Origin of the sequence: Acinetobacter sp. 161(2023) (assembly GCF_037027805.1) — a bacterium.
GTDB lineage: Bacteria > Pseudomonadota > Gammaproteobacteria > Pseudomonadales > Moraxellaceae > Acinetobacter.
On record NZ_JAZEYD010000016.1, the window covers coordinates 43186 to 68678 of the forward strand.

Annotated in this window: 23 protein-coding genes and 1 pseudogene; 14 read left to right on the plus strand and 10 right to left on the minus strand. The window is 39.6% G+C overall.

From position 1 onward, the window contains the following. The first annotated feature begins 57 nt into the window (after positions 1-57). The 3 genes from WA249_RS15545 (at position 58) to WA249_RS15555 (ending at position 3479) form a co-directional block, all read left to right on the plus strand. Positions 58-408, plus strand: coding sequence for a hypothetical protein (locus tag WA249_RS15545; RefSeq protein ID WP_114193612.1), 351 nt, complete (start codon positions 58-60; stop codon positions 406-408). Positions 409-496: 88 nt separating this feature from the next. After that, complete coding sequence (locus WA249_RS15550) at positions 497-2599, plus strand: multicopper oxidase domain-containing protein (RefSeq protein WP_336169992.1); 2103 nt, start codon at positions 497-499, stop codon at positions 2597-2599. Next, complete coding sequence (locus WA249_RS15555; protein ID WP_336169994.1) at positions 2586-3479, plus strand: copper resistance protein B; 894 nt, start codon at positions 2586-2588, stop codon at positions 3477-3479. The genes WA249_RS15550 and WA249_RS15555 overlap by 14 nt, the downstream gene beginning before the upstream one ends. Positions 3480-3562: 83 nt before the next feature. On the opposite strand, the gene WA249_RS15560 is transcribed toward WA249_RS15555, so the two are convergent. The 3 genes and pseudogenes from WA249_RS15560 to WA249_RS15570 all read right to left on the minus strand — a co-directional run bounded on the left by WA249_RS15560 (position 3563) and on the right by WA249_RS15570 (position 6601). Next, complete coding sequence (locus WA249_RS15560) at positions 3563-5368, minus strand: hypothetical protein (RefSeq protein WP_125510194.1); 1806 nt, start codon at positions 5366-5368, stop codon at positions 3563-3565. A gap of 100 nt (positions 5369-5468) precedes the next feature. Beyond that, positions 5469-6308 (minus strand): annotated as a pseudogene (locus WA249_RS15565) (YifB family Mg chelatase-like AAA ATPase); the annotation flags it as partial. Between the two features lie 65 nt (positions 6309-6373). Further along, positions 6374-6601 carry an accessory factor UbiK family protein gene (locus WA249_RS15570; RefSeq protein WP_336169997.1) on the minus strand — a complete coding sequence of 76 codons (228 nt, stop codon included), beginning with the start codon at positions 6599-6601 and terminating at the stop codon, positions 6374-6376. A 278-nt stretch (positions 6602-6879) separates the two neighbouring features. On the opposite strand from WA249_RS15570, the gene glnK reads away from it, so the two are divergent. The 6 genes from glnK to WA249_RS15600 all read left to right on the plus strand — a co-directional run bounded on the left by glnK (position 6880) and on the right by WA249_RS15600 (position 12348). After that, complete coding sequence (gene glnK, locus WA249_RS15575; protein WP_000780326.1) at positions 6880-7218, plus strand: P-II family nitrogen regulator; 339 nt, start codon at positions 6880-6882, stop codon at positions 7216-7218. Between the two features lie 56 nt (positions 7219-7274). After that, complete coding sequence (locus tag WA249_RS15580; RefSeq protein WP_336169999.1) at positions 7275-8672, plus strand: ammonium transporter; 1398 nt, start codon at positions 7275-7277, stop codon at positions 8670-8672. 124 nt (positions 8673-8796) lie between these two features. After that, positions 8797-9255 carry a transcriptional regulator NrdR gene (gene nrdR / locus WA249_RS15585; protein WP_003654416.1) on the plus strand — a complete coding sequence of 153 codons (459 nt, stop codon included), beginning with the start codon at positions 8797-8799 and terminating at the stop codon, positions 9253-9255. 15 nt (positions 9256-9270) lie between these two features. Next, the gene (gene ribD, locus WA249_RS15590; RefSeq protein ID WP_336170001.1) at positions 9271-10356 is read left to right on the plus strand and encodes a bifunctional diaminohydroxyphosphoribosylaminopyrimidine deaminase/5-amino-6-(5-phosphoribosylamino)uracil reductase RibD; all 1086 of its coding nucleotides are present in this window, start codon (positions 9271-9273) and stop codon (positions 10354-10356) included. After that, entirely contained in the window at positions 10353-11645 is a 1293-nt protein-coding gene (locus WA249_RS15595; protein ID WP_336170003.1) for a DNA adenine methylase, read from the plus strand. The genes ribD and WA249_RS15595 overlap by 4 nt, the downstream gene beginning before the upstream one ends. 43 nt (positions 11646-11688) lie before the next feature. After that, positions 11689-12348, plus strand: a complete 660-nt coding sequence (locus tag WA249_RS15600) for a riboflavin synthase (RefSeq protein ID WP_336170005.1) — start codon at positions 11689-11691, stop codon at positions 12346-12348. Positions 12349-12411: 63 nt separating this feature from the next. Here the strand turns inward: WA249_RS15600 and WA249_RS15605 are convergent, their stop codons facing one another. The 4 genes from WA249_RS15605 to WA249_RS15620 form a co-directional block, all read right to left on the minus strand. Beyond that, positions 12412-12630, minus strand: coding sequence for a hypothetical protein (locus tag WA249_RS15605; protein WP_336170007.1), 219 nt, complete (start codon positions 12628-12630; stop codon positions 12412-12414). A 131-nt stretch (positions 12631-12761) separates the two neighbouring features. After that, positions 12762-13400, minus strand: coding sequence for a cell division protein BlhA (gene blhA, locus WA249_RS15610; RefSeq protein WP_336170009.1), 639 nt, complete (start codon positions 13398-13400; stop codon positions 12762-12764). Positions 13401-13437: 37 nt separating this feature from the next. Then, positions 13438-13845, minus strand: coding sequence for a DNA polymerase III subunit chi (locus WA249_RS15615; RefSeq protein ID WP_336170011.1), 408 nt, complete (start codon positions 13843-13845; stop codon positions 13438-13440). Further along, the gene (locus WA249_RS15620; RefSeq protein ID WP_336170013.1) at positions 13838-15286 is read right to left on the minus strand and encodes a leucyl aminopeptidase; all 1449 of its coding nucleotides are present in this window, start codon (positions 15284-15286) and stop codon (positions 13838-13840) included. Before WA249_RS15620 ends, WA249_RS15615 begins: the two co-directional genes overlap by 8 nt. 143 nt (positions 15287-15429) lie before the next feature. On the opposite strand from WA249_RS15620, the gene lptF reads away from it, so the two are divergent. From lptF to WA249_RS15640, 4 genes are all read left to right on the plus strand, one after another. Beyond that, positions 15430-16530, plus strand: a complete 1101-nt coding sequence (lptF, locus tag WA249_RS15625) for an LPS export ABC transporter permease LptF (protein ID WP_336170015.1) — start codon at positions 15430-15432, stop codon at positions 16528-16530. Continuing rightward, the gene (gene lptG / locus WA249_RS15630) at positions 16530-17600 is read left to right on the plus strand and encodes an LPS export ABC transporter permease LptG (protein WP_336170019.1); all 1071 of its coding nucleotides are present in this window, start codon (positions 16530-16532) and stop codon (positions 17598-17600) included. The genes lptF and lptG overlap by 1 nt, the downstream gene beginning before the upstream one ends. Positions 17601-17726: 126 nt before the next feature. Continuing rightward, entirely contained in the window at positions 17727-19274 is a 1548-nt protein-coding gene (gpmI, locus tag WA249_RS15635) for a 2,3-bisphosphoglycerate-independent phosphoglycerate mutase (protein ID WP_336170021.1), read from the plus strand. 15 nt (positions 19275-19289) lie between these two features. Next, positions 19290-20474, plus strand: coding sequence for a S41 family peptidase (locus WA249_RS15640; protein ID WP_336170023.1), 1185 nt, complete (start codon positions 19290-19292; stop codon positions 20472-20474). 3 nt (positions 20475-20477) lie between these two features. Here the strand turns inward: WA249_RS15640 and WA249_RS15645 are convergent, their stop codons facing one another. Genes WA249_RS15645 through gacA form a run of 3 tightly spaced genes read right to left on the minus strand, consistent with a single transcriptional unit; the run spans position 20478 to position 24134 of the window. Further along, on the minus strand, positions 20478-21896 hold the full coding sequence (locus tag WA249_RS15645; protein WP_336170025.1) for a sigma-54-dependent transcriptional regulator: 1419 nt from the start codon (positions 21894-21896) through the stop codon (positions 20478-20480). A 23-nt stretch (positions 21897-21919) separates the two neighbouring features. Next, positions 21920-23488: a sensor histidine kinase gene (locus tag WA249_RS15650; RefSeq protein WP_336170026.1), complete on the minus strand. Its 1569-nt coding sequence runs from the start codon at positions 23486-23488 to the stop codon at positions 21920-21922. Positions 23489-23498: 10 nt separating this feature from the next. Then, positions 23499-24134 carry a response regulator transcription factor GacA gene (gene gacA, locus WA249_RS15655; RefSeq protein ID WP_003654436.1) on the minus strand — a complete coding sequence of 212 codons (636 nt, stop codon included), beginning with the start codon at positions 24132-24134 and terminating at the stop codon, positions 23499-23501. A 212-nt stretch (positions 24135-24346) separates the two neighbouring features. Here gacA and pbpG point away from each other — a divergent pair, with 212 nt between their 5' ends. Further along, positions 24347-25393 (plus strand): D-alanyl-D-alanine endopeptidase PBP7/8, encoded by a 1047-nt coding sequence (gene pbpG / locus WA249_RS15660; RefSeq protein ID WP_336170027.1) that lies wholly within the window; start codon positions 24347-24349, stop codon positions 25391-25393. The last annotated feature ends 100 nt before the right edge of the window (positions 25394-25493 follow it).

Here is a 25493-nt window from a genome sequence, read left to right on the forward strand (position 1 = left end):
AGATGTTTAGTGAAGGCCTTTAAGGTATTTACATAAAGTTAATTTTTGGAGCAAAACATGAAAACTCTATTCCGTCGTAGCTTAACTACACTTTTGTGTATTGGAACTTTAATTGCAGGAACTCAGTCTTGGGCAGCCGATGCTAAACAGGGAACCACTGTAGTCACTGAAACTAAAGCGGACTCAAAAATGTCAGAGAAATGCCAAAAACCTTGTAATATGAAGAATGATGAGAAAACCCAACAGGATCATAGTCAGCATGAGCATGGCAATATGGCTGATATGTCTCAGATGGATCACTCTAAGATGATGAATATGGATCAGTCTAAAATGGGTAATATGGATCATTCAAATATGATGAACATGGACCACTCAAAGATGAACATGTCAAATACATCAAATAAATAACAAATACGATAAATGAAAGATTGGGGAGATTAAAGCGAATAATTGGTTTGCTTGAGCTCCCCATCTTTATATTAGATAGGTGAAATAAATGTCTAAAAAATTAAGTCATGTCCTTTTAATAGGAGTAGGTTTATTTTCATCAACTTGGGTTGTGGCAGCGGTTAAAGAATATGATTTAACAATCGCTGAGCAAACGGTGAATATCACAGGTAAGCCTTTAAAACGAATTACGGTCAACGGGAAATTTGTTGCACCTCTTCTTGAATTTGAGGAAGGTGATGATGCTATTATTCGTGTCCATAACAAGCTAAAAAAACAAGATTCTTCTATTCATTGGCACGGGTTAATTCTACCGGGCATCATGGATGGCGTACCCGGATTTAATCAGTTTGACGGTATTGCCCCTAATAAGACCTACGAATATAAGTTTAAGGTTCGCCAAAATGGTACTTATTGGTATCACTCGCATAGCAAAGGGCAAGAACAAGATGGTTTGTATGGTCCCCTAGTTATTTATCCAAAGGATAAAGCGCCTTTAACAGCAGGAGAAAAGGTTGGTAGAGACTACGTAGTCTTACTCTCTGACTTTCATAATTCTACTAGTGGTCAGATTATGAAGAATCTCAAGAAAGAAGCTGATTATTACCAAAATCAAAGAGAAACAGTATTTGATGTCTTCAAGCAAGTTAAACGTGATGGTGTGAAGGCAACTTGGCAAGATCGTTCGATGTGGAATCAGATGCGAATGCTTAAGACCGATATGTCTGATGTGACAAAATATACTTTTTTGATGAATGGTAAGACTCCAGAACAAAATTGGACTGGTAATTTTAAGGCGGGTGAAAAAGTACGTCTTCGGTTTATTAATGCTTCAGCAATGTCATTCTTTGACGTCAGAATCCCTAACTTGAAAATGACGGTAGTCAGTGCAGATGGGCAACCAGTGAAACCTGTTCCAGTTGATGAGTTCAGAATAGGAACGGCTGAAACGTATGATGTTATTGTAGAACCCAAACAATCGAATTATCAAATTGAAGCAGAATCAATTGATAGGAGTGGTTTTTCAGTTGGTTCCTTACATGATGAGAATACTCCTCCAATAAATCAAATCAAAATGCCGAAGTCACGTCCTCGTTCTTTATTAACTATGGAAGATATGGGGATGGGGCATGATATGTCTTCTATGGTGGGCATGAATCACGACATGTCTTCAATGAAAGGCAGCTCAAAAGATCAGCCAATGTCTGGAATGAACCATGACATGTCTTCAATGAAAGGTATGGATCACGATATGTCGTCTATGACAGGTAGCTCAAAAGATCAGCCAATGTCTGGAATGAACCATGACATGTCTTCAATGAAAGGTATGGATCACGATATGTCGTCTATGACAGGCAGCTCAAAAGATCAGCCAATGTCTGGAATGAACCATGACATGTCTTCAATGAAAGGTATGGATCACGATATGTCGTCTTTGACAGGCAACTCAAAAGATCAGCCAATGTCTGGAATGAACCATGACATGTCTTCAATGAAAGGCATGGACCACAATATGTCGTCTATGGCAGGCAGCTCAAAAGATCAGTCAATGTCTGGAATGAACCATGGCATGCAAATGAGTGCATCTACACAAGAGAAAAATAGTGATGTTGTATATGGCTGGGCAAATGCTTCAACACCTGTTGGTCAAAAAGCACTTCAATATAGTGACTTACAATCTTTAAATCCTCAACCAGATACTCGTGCCCCAGAACGTGAAATGGAAATCCGTCTTGGTGGGAACATGGAGCGCTATATTTGGACAATTAATGGTAAGAAGTTTAATGAAACAGAACCATTCAAAGTGAAATACGGGGAACGTATACGCTTGAAATTTGTGAATGACAGTATGATGGCTCACCCAATGCACTTGCACGGTATGTTTATGCAGCTTGAAAATGGTCAAGATCCAAGTAATATGCCGAATAAACATACTATCATTGTGCCACCGGGGAAAACAGTTACAACTTTACTTACTGCTGATGAATTAGGTGAATGGGCTATCCACTGCCATTTGTTATATCACATGGCAGCTGGAATGATGAACAAACTCATTGTGGCAAATGTAGATAGCAATGATGATGATAAGAAAAGTATCGTTGCCCAACCTCAAACTAGCCATGAGGGAGTGAATCAACATGCACATCACTAAACAGTTATATTCAAAAACAATTTTATCTGTTGCTTTATTTAGTTTAGCGGGTATGGCATTTGCGAATGATAATTCGACTGAGAATTTAAATAAGAGTACGTCAAGTATGAATGTGCTTTTAAGAGAATCAGGCGGATTAGGCTATGTTGAACGTAATACTGATCAAAAGTCTTCAAACAGCAAAGAACTTGAAACTTTAGCTTTTAGCCAAAATCATAATAAACATTTGAACGAGCATGGTGGGCAAATCTATCAAACAACTAAATTTTCCAATGAGTGGATAGTTGATAAAGATGGTAAGGGCAGTTTAGGTTCGAGTTTCGAAACATTGATTGGAACAGATGAAAATCGAATGTTTGTTGAAGCTAATATGAATAAAGCGGAGAGTAATGATCCCAAATATGATGTATCAGCTCTTTACAGTAGAAATGTTGCACCATTTTGGGATGTACAAGCTGGGGTAAGGTATAGTGAGGACAAAAATAACCGTAATAGTAATCGCATTGATGGCGTTATTGGATTATTAGGTCTCGCTCCTTATTTCTTTGAGACAAAAGCTTACATTTATGGTGGTGAAAATAATTTTTGGGGAGCCAGTTTTGAGTTTGATCGAGATCTATTACTCACTCAAAAGCTAATTACTCAGCCATATATTGCAGCAGATATTGTGCTTAATGATAATTCTGATTTTGCTGCAAAGTCAGGTTTGTCTGAGTTAAAGACAGGTATAAAAACTCGTTACGAGATTAATAAGCGTATCAGACCATTTGTTGATGTCGCTTATCAATATGAAAAAGGGCAGAAATTAACAACTTTTCAAGAAGCTACAAATTCTGAAAAGGGGTGGTTATATGGAGTAGGTATTGAGTTAGTCTTTTAGTTCTTATTTGGTCAACCAACAGGAATAAATAATTATTAGCCTTTCTATTCCTGTTGTTAATACGATGATTTTTAAATATACCTTTATAAAATATTTGACTTTGTATTACCTAAAGTTAAGAGCAGTTTCTTAAATCGATTTTTCCACTCATCTGGTGTTGAGTATAAATGTTTTATTGCAATCATTTTATGAATGAAACTATCACAGTAGAGTGCCCATTTTTTTATTCCCTTGGCACCTTCTAGTTCAATGCAGATTTTTTTAATTTGTTCACTTGTTAACTTATGCTGAGTAAAAATAAGAAAAGCACAAAATGCTTCATGATTTTTATTTTTATGTATATCGATGAGATAGGAAAAACTATTTTGATCTTTTAAATCTAGTTGTAAGAACAATAATTTTCGCCCTTTATCATAATCAATCCATGAGGGGTGCTTGGGTTCACGCACAAGTTTTTTGATTTGAAGCAAATTAATACTCGCTATCATTTCACCATGTTCATTAATTGCAGAAATATGTTCTAGAGGAGAGTCCATTTCTGAGGCAAGTTCTTGGAGAGATTGGATAATATATTCAATGTCAAAACGTTCATCTCTGCTAGGTGGTGTATCTGTCGTTTCAGATTTTTTGATCTTAGTATTTTGATTACCATAGGGTTCATCAGAAGATGTTTCAACCTCTTCTGATTTATCTGAATAAGGTTGATTAGATGCTCCGACTTCAATTGGATCATTGATTGGTTCATTAAAAGAATACTTCAGAATACCTTGTGTATTTCCAGTTTCCACCTCAGAACGCTTACGATATTCACCGCTTGTTTTTGATGGTGGTTTTTGAGTATTGATGTGCTCATTCTTATTTTGACTTTTTTCACGAGGTCGAGGGTTTTTCTCATCAGGCTTTGAAATTGTATTGGTCAGGTCTTTGTTGACATCAATCATGTGATCGTTAATAGGATCAAATTTTTTCACTCTAGTGATAAAAAACCGTGTCTTATTGTCATCTAGCCAAATTCCTTCTGCTTCAAGGAAAAGCTTTGTGGGATGTGGCGGAAATACAATTGGATATCGTGTGCCTGTGGCATGCTGAAGATGATTAAACTCAGTAATCTCCATACTTCTTTGGATTTTATCAACTATCGTCTGAACATGCTGATTTAAGGCTAGATTAGCAAGAAAAATAATTGCAGTCTCACCAATATCTTCATATGGCTTTCTGATTTTAATTTTATATTCAACATTATCGTCCACAATTTCTGTTGTATAAGATTCTAAAAAACGATTAATGATGGATTGACTCGAAGTTCCTAATAAAAGTCCCCTAATATCCTTCCGATTGACGAATAAGCTATGCAAAATATGAATTGATGATGTGATGACTTGAGTTCCATCATTGGAATGCATTAGGCAATGATTCACTTTACGATATGAATCATTGGTGTATTTAGTGAATGGATAGCCTTGTAGAACATAATCAACTTTATTGGGGAGAAAATAGTTTTTTAATGGAATGTAGAACTCTGACGTATTGGGGATTCTGTCCGTAAGTTTTATATTCTTAGGTTTATTATTGGTGAAGTCGAAAGAAAATCGTTTTGTAATGAGTTTTCCTGAAAATCGATAGGATTGATCGGTTAAAACATTTCCATCCCAAATACTGCCATGTTGAACAGCATCAAGATCAAGTACGGGAACAAGGAATGTTGAGCACTTATCTAAAAACAACCATTGATCACTTTTTCTAATCTCAATTAATAACACTTCAACAAAAGGATTAGTTGAGTCGTTATCTTCATTTCGAACAAGTCCACCATATCTATAAACCACTCGACTAATATTATCATTTGGGAAGCAATCAATAGTCGTTATTTTGTCATTATTAACAGGCATATATCTTTACAAAATGAAAAATTAAAGCTTATAGATAATATACTTTTTATTCTTGCTCTAGTTTATTTGTGTAAACTCTGATTTATTTGTGGAACTGACAGCCGCCCCCAACGAGTGCAATTGCTGATGCTGTATGATGGGGCGCTCGAAATGGTCGTTGACCAAAAGTATGTGATGTATTTGAAATAGAGTAAATACTCGCAACTTCAAGCGTTTCTTGATTAGTCAGAGGCGGTAAAATTGAAGGAAGCCTTGAGGCGAGTAAAGTCTTACCTGTTCCGGGTGGGCCTCTAAAAAGTAAAGAATGCCCCCCAGCGGCAGCAATTTCGAGCGCACGACGTGGTCGTAGTTGACCTTTTACATCTGCAAGATCAAATTTATAAGGCATTTGGTTTGAAGTGGTCGTAGGCTCAACCGAAGATAGAGACTTTGTGCCCAGGAAGTGTTCACAGACTTCTTTTAAATGGCTCACTGGATAACATTTAAAGTCAGGTAAATGGCTAATATCCTGACTATTATCAAACGGTAAAAGCATTTTATGCTTAGCCTGTTGACAAGCCATTGCCAAAGTTAAAGTACCTGACACTGGCCTTACATGGCCATCAAGTGCTAACTCTCCAATAAATTCAAAATCTTCGGCACAGTTTTCTGGGAGCTGACCAGAGGCAATTAAAATACCGATAGCAATTGGTAAATCCAGACGTGACCCATCTTTGGGCAAATCTGCTGGTGCAAGATTAATGGTCAGGCGTTTAGTCGGGAATTGAAATCCACTGTTAATAATTGCTGAGCGAACTCGGTCTTTACTTTCTCTTACGGCCGCTTCAGCTAGTCCTACAATGGTAAGAGAAGGTAAGCCTTGACTCACATGGACCTCTACTTCAATGAGAGGTGCATGTAAACCCAAAAGTCCCCGTGTATAAATTTTAGAAAAAGACATCTTATTGTTCCATTATGGTGCTTCATTTTTAATCGTTGTAAAGTATAAGTGCGCTACATTGGTGCTTATTTTTTATTCTTTAAAGTTTCTTCTAATAGACCCACTTGTTTCTGTAGCTCTGCTAAACGTTGGTTGGCAGATTGAAGTGCGGTCTTTTGACGGTCAATCTCTTGTTTGGAAACAAGGTCTAACTTTTCGACTGCTTCATTTAATAATGCACGTAAATTTTTTTCCAAATCTTTTTTAGGCTCATCAATTTGTTCCAAAATGGCCTGTAATAAAGTTTCTAGCATGAAATATCCAAAGTGTTGTATTACCTTATGCTTTACAGTTTACCACTGCTTGAACGTGGGATATAGGTTTCAATTCTTTTACTATAAATAGAACATTAAATCAGCATGTAACCATACTGAAAATTCATTTTATTTTTAATAGCTCATCTACATCTTGATCACTAAATAGGTTATAAAGAAAGTTCATGCAATAGATTCATTTCCCTCAACCTTTGAAATATTGGCATGAAAATTGAACATAAAACCTTACTGGTGAAAAGAAGCCGAAGGAAACAAACATGAAGCTTGTAACTGCAATTGTAAAACCGTTTAAATTGGATGATGTGCGTGAAGCGCTCTCTGACATTGGTGTACAAGGGATTACCGTAACTGAAGTTAAAGGTTTTGGTCGTCAAAAAGGACATACAGAACTCTACCGTGGCGCGGAGTATGTGGTTGATTTCTTACCTAAAGTAAAAATCGAAATTGCGATTAGTGATGAAATGGTCGATGCGGTAATTGAATCAATTACACGTGTGGCAAGCACTGGAAAAATCGGCGATGGTAAGATTTTTGTGACTAACCTGGAACAAGTAATCCGTATCCGTACGGGTGAAACTGGACCAGATGCTGTCTAATTGGCACAAAGCTTGCTGAGTAGAAAATAACTCGCAAATGAGGTTGGGGGACACGAATGAAAAAAATGCTTATGGCGCTGAGTCTAACAGGCGCACTTTTAGGTGGTACTGCCGCTTGGGCAGAAGAGACTGTAACAACACCGACATCTGAGGTTACAGCAACATCAACGTCTGCAGCTCCTGCAACGACTGCAGCAGCACCAGCCGCCGCAGTAACTCCGGCAGCTCCAGCACCAACACCAAAACTCGATACAGGCGATACATCTTGGATTTTAGTTTCAACAGCTTTGGTACTGTTGATGACGATTCCTGGTTTGGCATTGTTCTACGGCGGTATGGTTCGTAAGAAAAATGTCTTAAGTACCATGATGTTCAGCCTTTCTGCTGCAATTTTGGTAAGTTTAATCTGGGTGATTGCTGGTTATTCAATCGCGTTCTCTGGCACAGGTGCATACTTTGGTGACTTGTCTAAGGCAATGCTCAATGGCGTAGGCTTTAATGCACTAAGCGGAACAATTCCTGAAAGCTTATTTGTTATTTTCCAAATGACTTTTGCCATCATTACTGTCGCAATTTTGAGTGGTTCGATTGCTGACCGTATGAAATATTCAGCTTTCATGGCATTCATTACGATTTGGGTACTTGTTGTTTATGCGCCAATTACTCACTGGGTTTGGGCAACAGATGGTTGGTTGTTTAAAGCAGGCGCATTAGATTTCGCTGGTGGTACGGTTGTACATATTAACTCAGGTGTTGCAGGTCTAGTTGCTGCTTACATGCTTGGAAAACGTATTGGCCTTGGCCGTGAATCTATGGCTCCACATAACTTGACTCTAACTGTCGTCGGTGCAAGTTTACTTTGGGTGGGTTGGTTTGGCTTCAATGGTGGTAGTGCATTAGGTGCTGGTGCTCGTGCAAGCATGGCGATTTTAGTGACTCAAGTTGCTGCCGCTGCTGCTGCATTATCATGGTTAGTTGTTGAACGCATGATTCGTGGTAAAGCATCTGTATTAGGTGGTGCTTCTGGTGCTGTCGCTGGTTTGGTTGTGATTACGCCAGCAGCAGGTTTTGTCGGCGTAGGCGGTGCTTTAGTCATGGGCCTTATTGGTGGCGTAGTGTGCTTCTGGGGTATTACTGCACTTAAACGTTTACTTAAAGCCGATGATGCTTTGGATGCCTTTGGTTTACATGCAGTAGGCGGTATTGTCGGTGCGATTTTAACTGGCGTATTTTACAGTGATGAAATTATCAAAGCAGCCAGCGTGACTTTAGCTCCAACATTTGCTGGTCAATTATGGGTACAAGTTGAAGGCGTATTGGCAACTATGATTTACAGTGGTGTTGCTACTTTTGTAATTCTTAAAGTGATTGATCTTGTGATTGGTATCCGTGTTAACGCTGATGATGAGCGCATGGGTCTGGATTTGAGCCAACATGGCGAACGCATAGAATAATTCGTAATATATTCCAATGAAAAAAACAGTCTTCGGACTGTTTTTTTGTCTTATAGAATGCTGGTTCTGTAAGTGTAGAAATTTTGCTACACTAGGTCAAAGTAATCGACCCTATAAATCCGCTATGCATTGTCCATTTTGCAACGCCGCAGATAGTAAAGTCATCGATTCACGTTTAGCCGCCGAAGGCTGTCAGATTCGTCGACGTCGTGAGTGTGTAAGTTGCGGTGAACGTTTTACCACTTTTGAAAGCTATGAAGTGGTAATGCCTCGTGTGATCAAATCGAATGGAAAAAATGAACCTTTCGATGAGGCCAAGCTACGCCGTTCGTTAATGCATGCTTTGCAAAAACGTCCGGTCACTCAAGAACAGATCGAAACTGTTTTAAGTGATATTCAATTGCAGATTCGCCGTTTAGGTGAGCGTGACGTGAAGTCTCGAACAATTGGTGAGGTCGTTATGCAATCCCTATTTGCACTTGACCATGTCGCTTATGTCCGATTTGCTTCTGTTTATCAAGACTTTCAGGATGTTGAAGCTTTTCGCCGTCAAATTGAGCAAATGCAGCAACGTGAACAATAATTATTTGAGATTTTTATGTCTGAGTTGAAAAAAGATCAATATTGGATGCAGCAAGCTATTGAACTTGCCAAACGAGGTCTATATTCGACTAAGCCTAATCCAAATGTTGGTTGTGTCATTGTCAAAGATGATCAGTTAATTGGTGAGGGCTTTCATCCTAAAGCAGGTCAACCGCACGCAGAGGTTTTTGCCTTACGTCAGGCAGCTGAGCAGGCTCAAGGTGCAACAGCCTATGTGACGCTTGAGCCATGTGCACATTATGGGAGAACTCCTCCTTGTGCCGAAGCACTGGTTAAGGCACAGGTTAAAAAGGTGGTTGTGGCATGTCCTGATCCAAACCCACTTGTTGCGGGTAAGGGGGTTCAGATTCTGAAAAATGCCGGAATTGAAGTAGAAGTTGGCATTTGTGAAGATTTGGCAGAAAAATTAAACCAAGGTTTTTTAAAGGCGATGTCTACGGGCATGCCTTATGTACGCTTAAAAGTAGCTTCAAGCCTAGATGGGCGTACTGCAATGGCATCTGGTGAATCGAAGTGGATTACCGGTGCAGTTGCACGTCAAGATGTCCAGCATTGGCGTGCCATTTCAGGAGCAGTGATTACAGGTATTGAAACTGTGATTGCAGATGACTGTCAGCTTAATGTACGAAGTCTGGACAGTGTTGATATTGAGACAATTGCACAGCCAAAACGGATTATTTTAGACCGCCAAGGTCGTCTGCCGCTTGCTGCTAAAATTTTAGAAAATCCTGAAACTGTGATGGTGATGGGGCCATATCGTCAAGAACTTGCCGATTTAGGCGTGATACAATTAGAAATTCAGCCTTTAAAAATGCTGTTACAGATCCTCTCTAAGCAACATCAAATTTATGATGTGTTGGTGGAAGCCGGTGCGACCTTATCTACTGCCTTTTTACAAGAAGGTTTGGTCGATGAATTGATCATTTATATTGCCCCGACATTCTTGGGGAAAAGTGCAAGAGCCATGTTCAATGCAGAGTTTGAATATATGGCACAACAACTTCGTTTTACACTTCTTGATGTGACACAACTTGATCAAGATATACGCTTAAGGTTAATCCCTACGCAAGAGAAAGTATGAATCCAGAGTCTTCGGTTTATCACAAACGTCGTCATGCGGCCCGTACGACAGACGAATATCTTTTCCATCAGCTTGTTCCTTACTTGGGTAATAAGCGCCGATTGCTCCATCTAATTTTAGAAGCCCTTGAAATTACAGGGACGCTGAATAGCAAGAAAAAGAATCCTCCGATTTTTGCCGATTTCTTTGCCGGCAGTGGTGTCGTATCTCGTTTGGCGCGTCAAAATGGTTACCGTGTGATTGCAAATGACTGGGAACCTTATAGCCATGCATTAAATCATGCGATTTTAGCTTGTACCGATGCACCTGCTTTTAAAGAGTTGGGTGGTTATCAGAAGGCAATCGATTATTTAAATCGCTTACCTGAAGTTAAAGGCTGGGTAACGCATAACCTTTGCCCACGTAATGATGATATTTATGATCCAGCTCGTGACCGTTTGTTCTTTAAACGCCGTAATGGTATGCGTATTGATGCGATTCGCCAGCAGATTGCAACATGGCAATCTCAAGGCGCAATTAATGATGTAGAGATGAGTGCATTGCTCGCGCCATTGCTCTATTCAGCAAGTTTTGTCAGTAACACCAGTGGTGTATTTAAAAGCTTTCATCAAGGGTGGGGCGGACGTACTCAAACTGCATTAGAACGAATTGAGTCATTACTTTGGTTAACACCAAGCCGTTTTTGCGAGATTGGTGACCGTAAACGTCCTGCTGCTGAAATGTGGTGTGTAGATTCACAGCATCTAGCAAATCAAATGAGTGGTTTTGAAGTCGATGTTGCCTATCTCGATCCACCTTATAACCAACATGCATATAGTAGTAATTACCATGTTTTAAACGCACTAACTTTATGGGATCAGGTCGATTTACCATCACCAGATACTAAAGGTTATAAGAGTGGAATTGACAGAGCATGGCGTAAAGAGCGTCCAAGTCCATATAACTCTTCTAAATATGCGAAAGATGCGTATGAAAAACTACTTTCAACCATCAATGCCCGCTATATTCTGACCAGTTATTCAACTGATGGTAATATCGAGCCGAAAGATTTGCTTATGGCCAATCTGGAGCGCGGCAAAGTCACCTTGTTAACACAAGATGTTCCGCGCTATCGAGTAAGTAAACAGCGACAGTCTGAACGTGCACGCGTGCTTGAGTTTATTGTGATTACGGATACTCATGCCAAGTCAGGACCACCATTACGTCAGTTATTAGGCCAGCTTTACCACTTCGCCGAGCTAGGTGGTGTAGATACTTCAGGTAATAGTACACAGCTCGCACTTTGGTAAGCACTGCAATTTAAGCAGTGTAAAAAGATTTGGAGATTGAGCCATGTTTACAGGCATTATTGAAAGTTTAGGAAAAGTTGAAAGCCTGCAAAGCGTAGGTGGTGATGTGCGTTTACGTATTCAGACTGATCTGGATATGTCAGATGTACATTTGGGTGACTCAATTGCGACCAATGGAATCTGTCTCACCGTGATTGAATGGGGCGAAAACTGGTACGCAGCTGATGTTTCTCGTGAAAGCTTGAATCGAACAACTTTGGGTCACTGGAAAGTTGGGCAACGTGTCAATGTTGAAAAGGCAATGTTGCCGACAACACGCTTTGGTGGACACATTGTAAGTGGTCACGTTGATGGCGTGGGTGAAATTACCGTAGTGCGTGAAGATGCTCGCTCAATCTATTATGAAGTTACGGCACCCGCAGAACTAGCTAAATATTTAGCAGAAAAAGGTTCTGTGACCGTTGACGGAATTAGCTTAACGATTAACCACTTACGTGGAAATATTTTAAGCTTAAACTTAATTCCGCATACAGCAGAGCGTACTAACATTGGAACATGGCAAGTAGGCAGCAAAGTAAACCTTGAAGTCGATGTTTTAGCGCGTTATATCGAGCGTTTATTGCTAGGTGATAAAGCTGCTGAACAAAAAACAGAATCCAATATTAGTATGGCTTTTTTAGCTGAAAATGGCTTTTTAAAATAAAAAGCTAGATCGTTAAAATAAAAAAAACCGGACGCATGTTCCGGTTTTTTTTATTTTGAAAATTTAATGCTTGGTTAGCGTAACAGAGTGGGTGCCGACCCATGGCTTGTTATGCTGAGTGCGAGTAATTGTAAAATCACGGTTTTCGGACTCGCGTGTAAGTAATATAGATAAAGAGTTAAAGTCGTTATGACTCATATAAAATTCTTGTGCTGAAAACGTCCATTGTTCACCCTGATCAAGCTGTTCAACTTGCTTTGAAATCTGATGCAGAATGTCCATCTCTTACCCTCATTAATTATCTTAAATAGTTACTTTTTATTCTTATAATCAATTGATCTACAAGAATAATATTTATGTCTATTTTGTGACAATTAAATGTCATTTTGATGACAAAGAGAGTCTTAAAAACTTTACTTTTCTATTTTTTCATCAGAAAACTTAGAATTCTTTAAAATGTATTCAATTTCTTCTTGGGCTGCCGAATTTAGCTTGGCTCGGAAAGCCGTTACAGACTGTTCAATTAAGCTCTCAGCTTCAAGTTCTAAACGAAGGCGTAGACTTTCAAGCTCAGATAAGATTTGATCATCGGTAATACTAAGTTTTACGCCAGCAGAGTAATTGACTACGGGTGTTTCAGGGTTTTTCTGATAACGCGCAGTTTGTTCTGCAACTTCTTGTTCTAAATGATTACGTAATGTGTGTAATATTTCAGTCTGTTCATTAAACTTGCGAATTTCGTCTGCTTGCAACTCAGCAGCATAAGCAGCCTCTGATGCACGTTTGTCCGCAAGCGCTTTTTCTAAAGCAAGTTGACGACGAATACGGGCTTGCTCAATAAGCTCTGCTTTGCGGTCTGCATAGGCTTGTTCAATTTTTTGCTGTGATTCTAACTGCGCTTTTTCATCATTTAAAACCCAAAGCTGAATAGGCGTTTGAGGCTCTAGTAAGTCACAAATACGTGCCAGATCCTGTTGATAGGCATGACGGACAGCTTCAGGCGCATTTAACCATCTTTTTTTAAAATCTTGCCCGACATTTAATGCCACCATGTTTCTCCTTGATCAACAGTATTTACATTTTAGCGCGTTATAATTTAAAGGTCCGCGGTTCTATACCCAAACGGCGATACATTTTAAATTTTTCTCGACCAATTTGCTTGGCTGTTTCATTATTTTCAACAATTTCTATAATGTGGCTAAAATGATCAACTTGTTCAAGTGCATGATTGTTAAAATTAAATACCAACAGGCCTTGTTCAAGCGGTTGTTTAGCCGAAATACATACAGCCGCATCAGTCTGGTCAACACCATGTGCAATGAAACTGATAGGGTCAAATTCCCATAATCTTTCATCAAGAGTCTGTTGTAGTTGCCCATCTTGGCAATACCACCAGATTTTAGGATGCTTCTGTAAAATTTTCCGACATAAACGGCAAGCACTATCGACTTGCCGTTCTTCGCTGGTTTCAAACAGATAAAAACTAACTTTAGCCATTCGTATTTACACGATTTGCTAAAAATTGCATGAGGAGTGGTACTGGACGGCCAGTTGCACCTTTAGCTGCACCTGAAAGCCATGCTGTTCCGGCGACATCTAAATGAGCCCAACGATACTCCCGTGTAAAGCGCTCAAGAAAACATGCTGCGGTAATTGCACCGCCGTGTGGACCACCGATGTTTGCAATATCTGCAAATGGTGAATCAAGTAACTCTTGATAATCCTCAATCACGGGCATACGCCATACACGATCAAAAGATTGCTCGCCAGCTTGTTGGAGTTCGGCTGCCAAGGCATCATCTGGTGAGAACAATCCACTAAGTACTTTGCCTAAAGCGACTACACACGCACCTGTTAAGGTCGCAATGTCAACCACTACAGCTGGATTGAAACGTTTGATATAAGTCAATGTGTCACACAGTACCAAACGGCCTTCTGCATCGGTGTTTAAAATTTCAACAGTTTGACCACTCATGGTTGTCACAATGTCACCCGGACGGGTTGCTTTACCAGAAGGCATATTTTCTGCTGCTGCAATTGCACCCACCACATGAATAGGAAGTTTTGCTTCACATAGTGCACGGATCGTACCCAGTACAGAGGCTGCACCACACATATCGAATTTCATTTCATCCATGCCAAGGCCTGGTTTTAAAGAAATACCACCCGTATCAAAAGTTACGCCTTTACCAACCAGAACAACCGGAGCTTGATCAATCTGTGCTTGATATTCGAGAGTAACAATACGGCCCGGACGTTCAGACCCTTTACTCACTGCAAGGAAAGCATACATGCCTAAATCAGCCATTTGCTGCTCATTTAAGACAGTGACTTTAAGTAAGTCTGGGAATTCTGCGGCTAAAGCTAGTGCCTGTTCTGCCAAATATTCTGGGAAACAAATATTACCCGGACGGTTGCCAAGGTCACGTGCATACGACTGACCAGACTGTACCGCATGTACTAAAGCCAATTGTTGTTCATCTAGGCTCGTATTTGAACTAATTAAATCAACCTGTTGTAACACAAATTCATTTTTTTTCGATTTAAACTCATCATAACCATAAGCTGCTTGAGTTAAGCTTAAAGCAAATAAATAATGGAGCTCGACAGGTAATGCAGCAATATCAATTCCGATATGCTTAAATTTATTTTGTGTCGATTTGATAATAGTTTGAGCAAGTTTAGCGAGCTTAACTGCCTGAAGTTCAGCTGTTTTTCCTAAGCCAAGTAATTGGCTGTGAGGCTGATTTGAAATCTGACCAAATAAAGGCAGAGTTTCATTGAAGTTGCCTTTAAATTGGGTAGCAGCAAGAACGCTTTCTAGGTTATTGATTTGATATGTGTTGACGTTGCTTTGTAGCTGTTCCGAATCAACTAAAATCCACAAAGATTCATTAGATGTCTGTTCGGGAAAAGTTGTATAAGTTGTAAATTTCATGGCTGTCGTGATTGCCTATAGAAAGTTATGATGAATTAAAACATTGAAACACTTTCAAGCATAGCGTTGCAATGTGCGGTTTTATATTTTTAACATTCGGGTAAACTAGCATTCGTCCCGATTAGCCTTTTGGAAGTATTACTTTGATTATTCGGCGTTATCTCGTCAAGCAAGTTGTCTCTACCTCATTGGTGGTCATTTCCTTATTGACCTTAATCATGATGGGCGGTCGTCTGATCAAATACTTTGGTGTGGCGGCGCAGGGGCGTTTAGATGTCAGTATTTTATTTAGCATCGTTGGATACCGTTTACCTGAATTTCTAACACTTATTTTACCACTGGGTTTTTTCATTGGTTTAATGTTGGTGTTTGGTCGCTTATATGTTGACCATGAAATGGCAGTACTCAATGGTAGTGGCGTGAGTCGTCATCAATTGGCGCGATTACTTATTCCAATGGCACTTGTTTATATGGTTTGTCAGTCTGTGCTTATGCTCTGGATGACGCCGTGGGGGCTACGTGAGTTTGAAAAGTTAACTACCACTCAAGCGGTTCGCACAGGCTTTGATTTGGTTCGCCCAAGAGAATTTATTTCTTCTGGACCCTATACGATTTATGCAGGTTCGCTATCTGAAGATCGAAAAAATCTAAAAGACATTTTCTTTTATCAACGCTCGACTAAAGAAGATAAGCCAGATGTCATGATCTTGGCAAAAGAAGCGACTCGTGTAGAAGTTGCAAATGACACAGCGAATGTGGTTGATCTGGTGCAAGGCCGTCGATATGAAATATTCCCGGGACAACCAAAATATACACAAGCAGAGTTTCAGTCTTACCGTTTAAGACTTGAAAATGATAAAGACGTTAAGTTTGAAAGTGGTGAAGTAGAATCATTACCAACGATGAAACTCTTTTCAAAAACGAATGATCCAGTAGTCAGAAGTGAGCTGGGATGGCGTTTATTCGGACCATTTACTATTATTATTGCGTTAATGCTTTCAGTAGCATTGTCTGAAGTGAGTCCAAGACAAGGCCGTTATTACCGTCTTATTCCAGCGATTTTTATTTTTTCCAGTCTGATCGTATTAATGATTGCAATCAAGACCCGTATTAGTAAAGAAGAACTCGATATTTGGGCTTATCCTGCTGTGTTGGTTGTTTATGGCGTTGCAGCTGCTTTATTTTCTCGTAAGCAGAAATTGGGACCAAAAATCAAGAAACATATCAAGCGAGTGAAATTATAATGTTAGCACGTCGAATAGTCGCCAAATATGTGACGAAAACCACTGCGCTTGCGATGTTTGGTACCACAGTCGTTTTGTCGATTTTACAGATCTTATTTACGTACCTTGGTGAGTTGGGTGAGCTCAAACCAGACTATAACGCATGGCAAGCTCTCATCTATGTGTTGTGGGGAGCGCCTCGTTATCTATATGAAATTTTGCCTATTTCTGCCTTGATTGGCGCTGTGATTGGTTTAGGTTCACTCGCGACCAGTAGCGAACTTATCGTCATGCGCTCCGCTGGTATTAGCTTATGGCGTATTGTCGGTTGGGTGATGCGCTCAGCTTTACTACTTATTATTTTGTCTTTTGTCTTAAGTGAATGGGTTATTCCATATACGAATGAAAAAGCAGAAAGTGTTAAGAGTCACCGCTCTGTAGCGACTTTAGGCGAAGTTAAAGGTTATTGGTCACGTGAAGGGCAGCGATTTATCTATATTAATTATGCTAACTCTCAGGGAAATTTAAAAGATATTCAAGTAGTTGATTTTGATAAAAACTATTACTTGCAATCAGTGATTAATGCTCAGCAAGGACAGTTCGTAAAAAATGGTCAATGGACGTTGAAAAAAGCGAAACAAATGGACATTTTAGCGGCAGGAAATGCCATCAAAACTGACCATGAAGAGCAAGCGCTTGCTTTAGCATTACAACCTAAATATGTGCATATGGTGACTTTAGACCCTGCAGATTTATCACCAAGCCAGCTGATTAGTTTTATGCGTTATATGGATGAATATAGTCAGGTTCCAAAGACTTACCAATTGGCTTTCTGGCAAAAAGTTGCCTCACCATTTTCGTTGATCGCTCTCGTTTTAGTGGCGTGTTCATTTATTTTTGGGCCATTACGCCAACAATCGATGGGTTTCCGTTTGGTGATCGCATTATTTATTGGGTTGAGTTTCTACTATTTACAAGATTTCTTGGGTTATGCCAGCTTGGTTTATGCTCCATCGCCAGCATGGTTTGTACTCGTACCTATCTTGTTAATGTTTGTTGCCGGAAATTATTTGCTTTACCGCGCTCGCTAGTAATAATTGATATGTATGGTTTTCATCAATCGTAGATATTGGTGAAAGCCATAGGAAAAAATAGAGTCTTGACCGAAAATTCGGTAAGATATTGTGACGAAATTGTAGACAAAAGAGAAATAGATTATGACGGATGCAACTGCTGGCAAGATCCCTCACGTTCTGGTCATTATGGATGGTGTTGGTCACCGTGAAGCGATTGACGATAATGCTTTTCTTGCAGCAAAAACACCGAATTTGGCGGCAATGACAGCAAAGCATCCAAATAGTCTAATTTCTGGTTCTGGTGAAGATGTTGGTTTACCTGATGGACAAATGGGTAACTCTGAAGTCGGCCATATGAACCTTGGTGCTGGTCGTGTTTTGTATCAAGACTTTACTCGTATTACTAAAGATATTCGTACTGGTGATTTCTTTAAACATGAAGTGCTCATTGACGCTGTTGAAAAAGCGAAAGCCGCTGGTGGTGCCGTTCATATTATGGGATTGCTCTCAGACGGTGGTGTTCACTCCCATGAAGACCATATTGTGGCGATGTGTGAGCTTGCATTAAAACGTGGTGCAAAAGTTTATTTACATGCTTTCCTTGATGGCCGTGATACACCTCCACGTAGTGCTCAATCGTCTTTAGAAAAACTAGATTCATTATTTGCTCAATACCAAGGTCAAGGTCGTATCGCAACCATGATTGGCCGCTACTTTGCAATGGACCGTGACAACCGTTGGGATCGCGTTGAGCAAGCTTATCGCTTGTTGACTGAAGGCGAGGCACTTCGTACTGCGCAAACAGCAGTGGAAGGGTTAGAGTTAGCTTATGCAGCCAATGAAAACGATGAGTTTGTAAAAGCGACTCGTATTGGTGATGTTGCTAAAGTACAAGACGGTGATAGCGTTGTATTTATGAATTTCCGTGCTGACCGAGCTCGTGAAATTACTCGTGCATTTGTAGAGAAAGATTTTGCTGGCTTCGAACGCAAAGTTGTACCAAATCTTTCTAAATTTGTCATGTTAACTCGTTATCAGGCTAGCATTGATGCGCCAGTTGCATACATGCCAGAAGCTCTCAAAAATTCATTAGGTGAATATCTATCTTCTCTTGGAAAGACTCAGTTGCGTATTGCCGAAACTGAAAAATATGCTCATGTAACGTTCTTCTTTAGTGGTGGGCGTGAAGATGAATATCCGGGTGAGAAACGTATTTTAATTCCATCTCCAAACGTTGCGACATATGATCTTAAGCCTGAAATGAGTGCTTATGAAGTAACTGATGAATTGGTTAAAGCCATTAATTCTGGTGAATACGATTTATTGGTTGTGAACTATGCCAATGGTGATATGGTGGGTCATACAGGTATTTTTGATGCGGCTGTTAAAGCCGTTGAAGCAGTTGACCTTTGCCTAGGACGTGTCTATGAAGCGGTCATGGCAAAGAAAGGCCATATGTTGATTACTGCTGACCATGGTAACGTTGAACAGATGCAAGACTACGAGAGTGGTCAAGTTCACACTCAACATACAACGGAACTTGTACCTTTTATCTATGTTGGCCCAACACAAGCAACAATTGCAGAAGGTGGCGTGCTTGCCGATGTAGCACCAACAATTCTCAATTTAATGCAGATTCCTGTTCCTGCTGAAATGCAAGGACGTAACCTGATTACATTATCTGCATAAACCAAAGGTGATTGGATGCTGCAACACATTAAATATAAAAAACTTATTGTAAGTATGTTGCTGTGTTGCAGCCAATTTGCTTTTGCAGCACCAGTTGTAAAAGAGAAATTGTCACCTTTGCATTCGGATTCGGAAGAGCCGGAACATAGTTATGCAGAGGTGCCGATCGAATCGATTCAACAGTTTGTTCAAATCTATGGAATTGTTCGAGATAACTATGTCGACGTGAAGTCTGACGATGCCTTATTTCAACAAGCCATTAAAGGGCTAGTGAGTGGGCTAGATCGTTATTCGCGTTATTTGTCAGCAGAAGAATATCGTCAACTCATTCAATATACCGAAGGCGACCTCGCCTCGGTTGATTTTGCTTTAAGCCCTGAATTGCATGTCCATAAATGGATGATTCGTGATCTTAAAACTGGCTCAGACTCCTATAAATTAGGTTTGAGAAATGGTCAGACTATTCTCAAGATTGATAACCAAGACTTAAAAAATTTAAACCAAGATCAGGTGCTCGGGCTGCTTTATGGTTCTATCGGAAGTACGCTTCAAGTACAAGCAGAAGAGTTAAGTGGAAACATTAACTTAGTTCGTAATAAAAAAATAGAAACCGATATCGAACCTGTAATGCTACATAATCAGGTTTTAGTACTCAAAATTAGAGTATTCCAGCAAGACACGGCAAATGAAATTAAACGGTTAATTGAAGAAAATAGTTCACCACGTTTAAAAGCTGTTTTAATCGATTTGCGAAACAATCCAGGTGGATTGTTATCGGCAGCAGTCGAGTCGGCAGATTTATTTTTAAATAATGGAATTATTGTTTCAACTAAAAGCCGTTCGGAAGGTAATCAGCAATTTCAGGCTCTGCCCGGCAATGAATTTCAGAATATAAAATTAGGTATATTGATTAATCATCGTTCTGCATCGGCAGCCGAGGTTTTTACTGCGGCCATGAAAGAACACCAGCGTGCGTGGGTCATGGGCGAGAAAAGTTATGGAAAAGGCGTCGTGCAGAAACTATTTCCTTTGCCAAGTGGTGCGGCACTACAAATGACAGTCTCACACTATTACACGCCAAATGGCAATATGATTGAAGGGCAAGGTATTCAGCCTAATCAGAGCTATCCTTTGCCCCCCGAAATGAAAGAAGACGTCTATTTAGATCGCGTTGCAGATTTATTTCTAAAGAAAAAGTAGTTTTTATAGTTCTTCTCCCAATTCGGTATCTAAGCCAAACTTTTTTAGCCGATAGCGTAAAGAACGAAAAGTCATTCCTAGCTTTTTAGCTGCTAAAGTCCTGTTCCAATGTGTCATGTCCAGTGCGTTCAATAGAAGATCTTTTTCAATATTTTCTAAGTAGCGTTCTAAACCTTCCATTGGTAGTTTTGGCCGAGTTTGGGCAATCGCAGTTGACGTGTCATTCAATGGTTTAGTTGTGATTTGCGAGTTAACGCTACTGCCTCTGAGAAGAGGTGCTAGATGTGTTAAATCAATAAATTCATCATCACTTAAGGTAATAGCTCGTTCAATCATATTTCTTAATTCACGAACATTACCCGGAAAATCTTGCTGCAATAAATAAGTTTCAGCCGTCGTGGTTAATTGTTTACTTGGAATTTCCCATTCCATACAAACCTTTTGAATAAAATGATTGGCTAATAACAAAATATCGCCACCGCGCTCACGTAGTGGCGGCAACATGATATCCATCACATGAATACGGAAAAATAAGTCCTGACGGAATTTACCTTGTCGGACTAACAAATCTAAATCTTGGTGGCTGGCGCTGATTACTCGAAAATCAACATCAATTTCTTGATCTGAACCTACGGGACGAATTTTTTTCTCTTGCACTGCCCGAAGCAATTTAACCTGCATATTTAATGGCAATTCGGCAATTTCATCTAAAAATAAACTGCCGCCATGAGCAGACAAAATAAGACCTTGTTTGTCTTGGGTCGCTCCAGTAAAACTGCCTTTTTTATGTCCAAAAAGTTCACTTTCCATGAGCTCAGTTGGGATGGCTCCACAGTTAATCGCAATAAACGGGCCTTCACTGCGGTTACTCAAGCGGTGAATAAGATTAGCAACAACCTCTTTACCTGTACCAGACTCGCCTGTAACAAACACAGGTGCTTGAGAGCGGGCTATTTTTTTAATAGCTGTCCGTAAGTTTTGTATTGGGGGAGAACGACCAATTAATAGGTCATTTTCCAAAGTTGTTTCACCAAACTCATGCTCTGGTTTTGGCTGATTTAGCGCTTTTTTTAATAACTGATCTAAATGAATTTGGTTAATCGGTTTACTTACAAAGTCAAAAGCTCCTGCCTTTAACGCTGCAATTGCAATATCCATATTGCCGTATGCAGTTAAGACTGCAATTGGTGTGTGTGGGTAAGTTTGAGAAACGTGTTTAACCAATTCTAAACCGCTACCGTCGGGTAGGTTTAAATCGGTTAAGCATGCATCGTAATGAAACTGAGTAAAGAGTTGTTTGGCCTGTTCAACCCGATAAGCAAGATGTGTTTTAATCCCCATTCGTGCAAGAGTCATTTGCATTAAAAGGCACAAATCTTCTTCATCGTCTACAAGCAAAACTAGTGGTTGCTGTTCTGCCATTTCCCCAAAAACCTAATAAAAAATCAATATATTATTGGGCATTCCATTCGGAAACATGCCCCTTGTTTTTGCTCTACATAGGTGAGCTTTGCATGGTTTGCCTCACAAAAACTATGAGACAAATATAATCCTAAACCAGTTCCATTAATTTCGGTACTAAAAAATGGTTTAAATAATTGAGATATATCACGTTTTGAAACCCCTTCGCCGTAATCGATCACATCAATATAAATTTTATTTGTTTGTGAGTGAATGTTGATCAGAACATGTGGTGAATCGGGTGCATTATGTCGCAAAGCATTTCTGACAAGGTTAATCAGCACTTGTCTTAGCTGTTTCTCGTCAAATAATAATTTTAAGGATGAATCAGAGATTTTAAGCTGTATAGAATGTTTAACATCTAATAAATCTTCGTCTAATAACGTCTTTATAAAGTCTTTTAATTCAATCTGGATTGGATGAGTTCTTTCACTGCTAGCAAGTCCTAATGTGTCTTGAACAATACTGTCGATGCGTTTTGTTTGCTTACCAATCATACGGCGTAAAGTATTTTGCTGTTCTAAATCACTATCTTTAAATAATTCATTTGCCTGAACAATGGCTGCTAGCGGGTTACGAATTTCATGTGCAATACTGGCTGAAAGCTGCCCTAAGGCGGCAAGTTTGAGTTGTTGAGCTTGCTGATTAATCTGCTGTGCATCTTGTAAGATGAGTAGCGTCAATGCTTGTTGCGGCACTACAAGATGTTGCACTTTAATGTTAATAGAATAGGCCGATAGTCGAGACTCAAAAATAAATCGATCGCCTTCTTGCAAGTTATCAAACTTAAGAATTTCAAATAAATCAGGGTGCCATTTCGCTAAAGGATATTTTTCACTGGCAAACTGTGGCGGAATACCTAACAAAGAGCAGGCTGCTGGATTACTTAGAACAATGTCATAGTTTTCATCTAGAACAAGATAGCCTTCTTCAATTTGTTCCAAAATATAGCGGTTAATATTTTGTAGTTGATAGAGTTCTATGGATTGGTGGAAAGTCAGCGCTTCAAGTAGTTTAAAGCGCTGTACCGCAATTTGCCCGATGCCATGCACCACAAAAAATAAGAAGGCTAATAAGGCGCTATTACCAATCGTATTTAGATTATTGTAGTCAAATAAACTACCGACAAAACGTTGGTAAATAATCGCAATGACCGCAAGTAATGTAATGAGTAAAGACATTCTTGCGCTGAGTAAAATTGCCGAAGTAAATATAGCAATAACATACAGCAAGCTGAGTTGCAGATTTGGTTCACCTACAGAAAATGTAAGTAAACTCAGGCAGATAACATCGACTACAAAAAATAAAATAAGCTGCTTGGTTGCTTGAGTTGCAACAAACTTAAAACACAAAAGCTGAAGAAGGCTTAATATGGAATAGCCAAGCAGTGTGTAAGAATATAAAGCGGGTTGTTGTAGACTGTTGTCGATTTGAGCATCGGTTAAAACCAAAATAATATTGAGGCTAACCGCAATAATAAGACGATATAAACCATACCACGTGCCCAAACGAAAAATCGTATTGGACAACGAAGAGTTTAATGGAAATAGCATATAAATTTGATTACGGCTTGATCAGACCATAACGGATCGCAAGATGAGTCAGTTTAACGTCGCTATCGATAGCAAGTTTTTCAAAAATACGGTAGCGGTAAGTATTCACCGTTTTGACACTTACAAAAAGTTTGTCCGCAATTTCTTGAGCGCTAATACAATTTACAACCATCATTGCAACTTGCATTTCTCGTTCGGATAGAGCATCAAAAGGTGATTGTTGTGTGTCAGACAGATAGGAACTCGCCAACTGCTCAGCAATATCGGCACTGAAGTATTTGCCGCCTTGCATGACTTTGTTGATTGCCCGAACCATTTCTGTAATTGGAGCACCTTTAGTAATGTAGCCTTTAGCTCCTGCTTTAAGCAGAAGAGAAGGGTATGGTTCTTCTGATAAACCACTTACAGCAATAACTTTTGTGTCTGGTGCGGTTTGTAGTAAACGGCGTGTCGTTTCTACGCCCCCGATGCCTGGCATGTTGACATCAAGAAGCACAACTTGAGGATGTTTCTGACGAACAATAGCAATTGCTTCTTCACCCGATTCGGCTTGTCCAATGACCTCTACATCGGCATGATCTTCTAACATACGGCAGATGCCTGTACGTACAAGTTCATGGTCATCCACAACTAAAACTGTAATCAAGAAGACCTCCTTTCTTTCAAAAAACAAGTTTTTTGTTACATAAAGCAAAATTAGCTTGCAATGGAATGACAAAATTAGCAATCCTATTCTTATATAGTGAGCGAATAGTTGTGCACAATTGTGTCGGTAAAAGCGTTATACCTTATACCTCAAATGTAAGGCATAATTATAGTAAGCGCAAATGTGTATCACCCTGAGTCGAGTATTGTGCCGTGAAAAATTCTAAAAAGTCTTTAATACATGTGCTAAGCATGTCTATTTTGCTTAGTTTGAGTTCAACAAGCTTTGCAGAACTCGTCAATAACCCGTCCTCAGGGAGTGGAGGGAGTGCAAGTTTAAATTGGTCTTCAGCTGACGCTAGTCAACTTTTGAATGATGAAGATGATGAGCCAACTATACAAGGGTCAACATCTGTAACTACAACTTTACGTGGTGGTAATGCACCCAAGGTTGTGGCATCTGCACCAAAATTTGCTCAAATCCGTGATACCTCTGGCTACAATGCCCAGCCGAGTGTAAGTGCTCGTGCCGCATTGGTGATGGACGCGCAAACTGGTGAAGTATTATTTAGTAAAAATACGAACGCTTCAGTGCCAATTGCATCTATTACCAAGTTAATGACAGCAGTGGTAACAGCAGATGCTCGTTTAAATATGTCAGAAGAAATTATGCTTGAGCAAATTGATTTTGCTGGAGCAAACGGTAAAAATTCAAGTTCAACACTGCGTGTTGGCGACAAAATGAACCGTGCAGAAGTGTTATTGTTTGCTTTAATGAAGTCTGAAAACCCTGCCGCGGCGGCTTTAGCGCGTACTTATCCGGGTGGTCGTCCTGCATTCGTAGCTGCAATGAATTCTAAAGCACGTTCTTTGGGTATGAACGCAACCCATTATTATGAGTCAACAGGTTTAGATCCGCGTAATGTATCTTCTGCGCGTGACTTAGGAATCTTGGCGAGTACAGCTTCTCAATATGGTTTGATTCGTCAATTTTCAACAACACCAACTTATGACTTTAACTTGGGTTATCGTGTGTTGAAATCTAACAATACCAATGCTCTAGTTCGTAACGGTGGTTGGAATATCAACCTGTCTAAAACAGGTTATATTAACGAAGCAGGTCGCTGTGTTGTCATGCATACGACTGTAAACTCGCGCCCAGCAGTGATTGTATTGCTTGGTGAGCCAAGTTCGCAAGCACGTAATAATGATGCCACTAACCTATTGGGTTGGTTAAGTAATTTACCAAAACGTATTTAATTTAATTATTCTAAAAACGCTTCTCTCAAGAAGCGTTTTTTTATGACTATAAAAAAGACATAAAAAAACGGCTGTTTTGACCAGCCGTTTTTATGAAAAT